The 5,702-nt window shown below is 69.1% G+C and carries 5 protein-coding genes; 2 read left to right on the top strand and 3 right to left on the bottom strand.

Translation table 11 applies throughout. The annotated features are described in order from the left end of the window. On the top strand, positions 1 to 536 hold a 536-nt coding region (locus tag ACE3P6_RS21435), incomplete at its 5' end, for a 1-phosphofructokinase family hexose kinase (protein WP_374398504.1). A gap of 28 nt (positions 537 to 564) precedes the next feature. Here the strand turns inward: ACE3P6_RS21435 and wrbA are convergent. From wrbA to ACE3P6_RS21420, 3 genes are all read right to left on the bottom strand, one after another. Beyond that, the gene (gene wrbA, locus ACE3P6_RS21430; RefSeq protein WP_374398502.1) at positions 565 to 1,158 is read right to left on the bottom strand and encodes an NAD(P)H:quinone oxidoreductase type IV; all 594 of its coding nucleotides are present in this window, start codon (positions 1,156 to 1,158) and stop codon (positions 565 to 567) included. A gap of 103 nt (positions 1,159 to 1,261) precedes the next feature. After that, positions 1,262 to 2,215, bottom strand: coding sequence for an endonuclease/exonuclease/phosphatase family protein (locus ACE3P6_RS21425; protein WP_374398499.1), 954 nt, complete (start codon positions 2,213 to 2,215; stop codon positions 1,262 to 1,264). A 94-nt stretch (positions 2,216 to 2,309) separates the two neighbouring features. After that, positions 2,310 to 3,971 (bottom strand): NAD+ synthase, encoded by a 1,662-nt coding sequence (locus tag ACE3P6_RS21420; protein WP_374398497.1) that lies wholly within the window; start codon positions 3,969 to 3,971, stop codon positions 2,310 to 2,312. A gap of 217 nt (positions 3,972 to 4,188) precedes the next feature. On the opposite strand from ACE3P6_RS21420, the gene ACE3P6_RS21415 reads away from it, so the two are divergent. After that, positions 4,189 to 5,697, top strand: a complete 1,509-nt coding sequence (locus ACE3P6_RS21415; protein ID WP_374398495.1) for a 2-isopropylmalate synthase — start codon at positions 4,189 to 4,191, stop codon at positions 5,695 to 5,697. Positions 5,698 to 5,702 lie beyond the last annotated feature (5 nt).

Below are 5,702 nucleotides of genomic sequence, written 5' to 3'. Positions count from 1 at the left end.
TGTCGGGCAGCCTGCCGCCCGGCCTGCCGCACGACCTGCCGGCGACGCTCGCCCGCCGCGTTGCCGCCAAGGGCGCGCGGCTGGTTCTCGACACCTCGGGCGAGACGCTCGCCCGCGCCGCCCGCCCGCCCCGCCCCCTCCATGTCCTGCGGATGGACGCGGGCGAGGCCGAGGCATTGGCCGCGAGCCGCCTCAAGACCCGCGGCGACACCGCCGATTTCGCCGAAAACCTGGTGCGTCAGGGCGCGGCCGAGATCGTGGTCATCGCGCGGGGGGCCGACGGCTCGGTCATGGCGACGCGCGAGGGGCGCTGGTTCTCCAAGGCGGCAGAGGTGCCGGTAAAAAGCAAGGTCGGGGCCGGCGACAGCTTCGTCGCGGCCTTCACGCTGGCGCTCGCCCGGGGGCGCGCGCTTCCCCGCGCGCTGCAGGAGGGCATGGCAGCTGCAAGTGCTGCGGTGATGACCGAGGCGACCGAGCTTTGCCACCCCGGCGAGGCCCGCCGGCTGATCGCCGCCTGCCCGGTGGGCCCGATCTGAAGACCGGTCCGGACCCCCGCCGCCGGTGTCAGGCTATGAGCTTCTTCGTCATCTCGACGAGGCGCCGCGCCTGATGGGCGACCGCCGCCCGGCCCTTGTCGTCGAACTCCCCCGCCTTGGCGGAATAGCCATAGGGATTGCCGCCCGCCGCGGCGATCGCATCGTCGGTATAGCCCGGCGCGACGATGATAGCCCCCCAGTGCATCGCCGTGGTGTAGAGCGACAGGATCGTCGCCTCCTGCCCGCCGTGGGGGTTGCCCGCGCTGGTGGTTGCGGTGATCGGCTTGTTCGACAGCCCGCCCTTCTGCCAGACCGGCCCCAGCGTGTCGATGAAGGCGCGGAGCTGGCTGGCCGAGACGCCGTAGCGGGTGGGGCAGGAGATGAAATAGCCGTCGGCCCAGGCCATGTCGTCGGGCGTCGCCACCGGGATCGAGGCCATCTTGTCCGCCTGCGCCTTCCAGGCAGGCTGGCCGTTCACCGCCGCTTCGGGCGCGGTTTCGGCCACCCGCAGCAGGCGCACCTCGGCGCCGGCGGCCTCGGCGGCCTTCGCGGCGGCCTCGGCGATGGCGTGGTTGGTGCCGTAGGTGGAATAGAAGATGACAGCAATTTTCGGTCTGCTCATGACGGAATCTCCTCGGATGTGACGGGACACTAACGCATCTCGTCCGCCGCGAGTTTCCCCATGCCCGAACGGTGCCTGTGCCCGGGCGCACAACCGGAGGGGGTCAGAACGAGATTTCCGCCAGCACCGCCCGATGGTCCGAGGGCCAGGGATCGACCGCCAGATCCGTGCGCGGGCCCGTCTCGCCGACGATCCAGGCATCGAGGACCTTCAGCCCCGCCGCCCTGGCAAAGGCGAAGTCGATGCGGTCGTGATGGTCTTCGGGGTCTGTCTCGTCGCCCTGCGGCGTCCAGGTGAAGGCGGGCTTGGCCACCGGGTCGGGCCAGACCGCCCGGTAGGTGTCGACAAAGCCCGCCTCCGACAACCGCCGCGTCGTCGGCCAGACGACCTTCACCGGCTGCCGGCCCGCCGCGACCGCCGCCTCGGTCCAGTCGTGTTCCGAGGGTTCGTTGAAGTCGCCGAAGACCAGAACCGCCGCCGCGCCCTCGGCCGCCTTCATGTCCTGAAACAACAGGTCCATCGCCGGCCCGCGGGTCTGGTTGGCGTAGTCGATCGCCTCGGCCTCGGTCTTGATGAACGGCGCCGGCCCGTATTCGATGCCGAGAAGCTGATAGGGCTGATAGGGCTCGTCGTCGTGGTGGATGTTGAAGGCCCAGACCGTCGTCCCGTTCACGTCGATCGGCACGCCGAGGTCATTCGGGCTCGCCGCCCCGATCGGATAGCGCGACAGGATCGCGTTGGCCCAGAGCGCCGCATTTTCCTGAGTCTGGTCGTGGTACTGGTAGCCCAGCGCCTCGGCGATGGCTTTCGCGACGGAGTCGCCCTGCGGCGGGCAATGGTCGGCGGTGCAGTCGGCGCCTTCGAGCCGGGTTTCCTGGATGCCGATGATGTCGGGATTGGCGGCCTTCAGCACCGCCACGGTCTCCTCGACGCCCTTGGCCTCGTTGCCGCCGCCGCCCCAGATGTTGTAGCTCATGATCCGCAACGTCGTCTCGGCCGCCGCCGGGCCGGCGGCAAGAGCACAAGCGAGAAGGCCCGGGAGAATGCGTGTCGGCATGGCTTCACCTCCTGTTGATGGCAGGAGGCGATCCTAGCGGTGGAACGGGCGCAGGGCATTCCCGGCGGCGGCAGTCCGCGTCGCAACCGGGCGATCAGCTTCCGTCGCGCCAGCGGTTGACGATTGGATAGCGGCGGTCGAGCCAGAAGGCCTTCTTCGTCAGCCGCACCCCCGGCGCCGCCTGGAAGCGCTTGTGTTCGCTGGCGTAGATGAGGCTCTCCACCTTCTTCACCACCGCCCGGTCGAAGCCCGCCGCGACCACCTCGGCCACCGACTGGTCGCCCTCGATCAGCCGCTCGAGGATCGCGTCGAGCACGGCATAGGGCGGCAGGCTGTCCTCGTCCTTCTGGTCGGGCCTGAGTTCGGCCGAAGGCGCCTTCTCGATCACCCGCTCGGGGATCACCGCGCCCTCCGGCCCCGTCATCCAGGGCCGGTGGTTGGCGTTGCGCCAGCGGCAGGTCTCGAACACCCGGGTCTTGTAGAGATCCTTCAGCGGGTTGTAGCCCCCCGACATGTCGCCGTAGATAGTGGCATAGCCGACCGCCACCTCGGACTTGTTGCCGGTGGTCAGAAGCATCTCGCCGAACTTGTTCGAGATCGCCATGAGCATCAGGCCCCTGAGGCGGGACTGAATGTTTTCTTCGGCAAGCCCCGGCGCCAGCCCCTCGAACAGATGCGCGAGCGCCACTTCCACGGCCTCCCGCGCGCCCTCGATCGACACGGTGTCGAGCCGGCAACCCAGTGCCTGCGCCACCGCCTTCGCATCCTCGAGCGAATGGACCGAGGTGTATTCCGACGGCAGCATCACGCAGCGGACGTTGTCTGGACCCAGGGCATCTGCCGCGACGGCGGCCACCAGCGCCGAATCGACGCCGCCCGACAACCCCAGCATCACCTTGCCGAACCCCGACTTGCGGCAATAGTCGCGCAAGGCCTGCACCATCGCGCGATAGTCCTGTTCCCATTCGTCCGGGAGCGGCACCAGCTCGGTGCGCGCCGCCCGCCAGCCGTGCTCGCCGCGGGTGAAATCGACATGGCGGATGCATTCGTCGAAGGCCGGCATCTGCAACGCCAGGTCCGCGCCCGGGTTGAGGACGAAGCTCGCCCCGTCGAAGACCTGGTCGTCCTGGGCGCCGACCATGTTGAGATAGACCAGCGGCAGGTGCGTCTCGATCACGCGGGAGACCATGAGGTTGACGCGCCGGTCATACTTGTTGCGGTAGTAGGGCGACCCGTTCGGCACCAGCAGGATCTCGGCCCCCGTCTCTGCCAGCGTCTCGGTCACGTCGTCGAACCAGGCATCCTCGCAGATCGGCGTGCCGATGCGCACGCCGCCGACGGCGTAGGGCCCGCTGACCGGAGCGGTTTCGAACAGCCGGCCCTCGTCGAAGACGGTGTCGTCCGGCAGGTGATGCTTCAGAACCCGCGCCTGCACCTTGCCGCCCTGGAGCACATGCCAGGCGTTGTAGAGAAGCCCCTGCGGATCGCGCCAGGGCCCGCCGATCCCGAGCGCCGGGCCATCCGCACAATCCGCCGCCAGCCGCGCGATCCAGGCCATCGCCTCGTCGGTGAAGGCGGGTTTCAGCACCAGGTCCTGCGTCTGGTAGCCGGTCAGGAACATTTCGGTCAGCGCCACCATGTCGGCGCCGGCCGCCTTTCCCTCCGCCCAGGCGGCGCGGGCCTTCGCTGCGTTCGCGGCGAAATCCCCGACGGTCGGGTTGAGCTGGGCGAGGGTCAGGCGGAAGGTGCCGGCCATGCGCGTCTCCGGGTTCGTGGCGCCCCTGTCTTAGCAGACCTGCCGCGAAGGGAAAGCGCCGATGGGCGGAAAGGGGCCACCCCTCGGCCGCCGATCATCCCCCGGCGCGCCGCCTTTGACTTGTCACCGCGGGGTCCGGGAAATATGGTTCCCGCCCGTGCGAACGGGTGTATGGAAGCGCTTGCGAGTGCGGACCGAAGGTGGCGACGGAGAGGCGATGATGAAGCGGATGGGCGGTCACGGTCTGACAGCGGCGGGTCTCGCCGCGCTGGCGATCACGACGGCGGGGGTTGCCGTGACGGCGGCCGGCATCGCCGCCGCGCAGGAGGTCGTCACCAAGGAATACGACGACGGCGGCATCTACGAAGGCACCTTCAAGGACGGCAAGCAACACGGCCAAGGCATCTACCGGCTGCCCAACGGCTACGAATACAGCGGCGACTGGGTCGAGGGCGAGATTCTCGGCCAGGGCCGCGCGCGTTACCCCAACGGCTCGGTCTACGAGGGCGCCTTCGTGAAGGGCAAGCCCCAGGGCAAGGGCAAGATCACCTTCGCCGACGGCGGCACCTACGAGGGCGACTGGCTGGCGGGCGAGATCGAGGGGCAGGGCACGGCGCATTATGCCAACGGCACCACCTATGCCGGGGGATTCACCAAGGCGCTGCACAACGGCAAGGGCCGCATGGAAAGCCCCGGCGGCTACGTCTACGACGGCGACTGGGTGATGGGCGTGAAGGAGGGCAAGGGCAGGATCACCTACCCCGACGGCGCCGTCTATGAAGGCGACATCCTGCGCGGCCAGCGTGCGGGTCAGGGCAAGCTGACGCTCGCCGACGGGCTGACCTACGACGGCGGCTGGGCCGACGGGGAAATGAACGGCCAGGGCAAGCTCACCCAGCCCAACAAGGATGTCTACGAGGGCGGCTTCCAGAACGGCAAGCGGCAGGGCAAGGGCAAGGTGACCTACGCCAACGGCGACAGCTACGAGGGCGAGTTCGCCGCCGACCAGCGGCAGGGCAAGGGCATCTTCCGCGGCACCGACGGCTATGTCTACGACGGCAACTGGGTGGCGGGCCGGATCGAGGGCACCGGCAAGGTGACCTACCCCGACGGATCGGTCTACGAGGGCCAGTTCGTGAACGATCTTGCGAACGGCAAGGGCAGGATCACCTATGCCGACGGCTCGACCTACGAGGGCGACTGGAAGGACGGCGTGATCGAGGGGACCGGCCGGGCCAGCTATGCCAACGGGCTTGTCTACGAAGGCGCGTTCAAGGGCGGCAAGAACCACGGGAAGGGCAAGATGACCTATCCCGACGGCTACACCTATGACGGCGACTGGAAGGACGGCCAGCGCCAGGGCAAGGGTGTGGCGAAATACGCCGACGGGTCGGTCTATACCGGCGATTTCGTCGCCGGCCAGCGCGAGGGCCAGGGCGAGATCGTGATGGCCGACGGCTTCCGCTATACCGGCGGCTGGAAGGCCGGCGAGATCGACGGGCAGGGAACCGCCACCTATGCCAATGGCGACGTCTACGAAGGCAGCTTCAAGGCCGGCAAGCGGCAGGGCCAGGGGATCATGCGCTATGCCACCGGCCAGACCGCGGCCGGGACCTGGACCGATGGCGCGCTGACCGAGGAAGCCCCGCCGCCGGCGGAAGGCGCCGCGGAAGGCGCCGCCCCGGCCGGCGAGGCGGCGCCCGCCGCCGGCAAGCAAGGCAACTGACCCCG

The organism is Tabrizicola sp. (assembly GCF_041911175.1).
Taxonomy (GTDB): Bacteria; Pseudomonadota; Alphaproteobacteria; order Rhodobacterales; family Rhodobacteraceae; genus Tabrizicola.
Note: the sequence above shows the minus strand (reverse complement) of the source record. Positions and strands in the feature narration are given on the sequence as shown.

Excerpts from the sequence above, each read along its gene's own strand:
- wrbA (WP_374398502.1), bottom strand. The coding sequence starts at position 1,158 with ATGAGCAGACCGAAAATTGCTGTCATCTTCTATTCCACCTACGGCACC.
- ACE3P6_RS21425 (WP_374398499.1), bottom strand. The coding sequence starts at position 2,215 with ATGCCGACACGCATTCTCCCGGGCCTTCTCGCTTGTGCTCTTGCCGCC.
- ACE3P6_RS21420 (WP_374398497.1), bottom strand. The coding sequence starts at position 3,971 with ATGGCCGGCACCTTCCGCCTGACCCTCGCCCAGCTCAACCCGACCGTC.
- ACE3P6_RS21415 (WP_374398495.1), top strand. The coding sequence starts at position 4,189 with ATGATGAAGCGGATGGGCGGTCACGGTCTGACAGCGGCGGGTCTCGCC.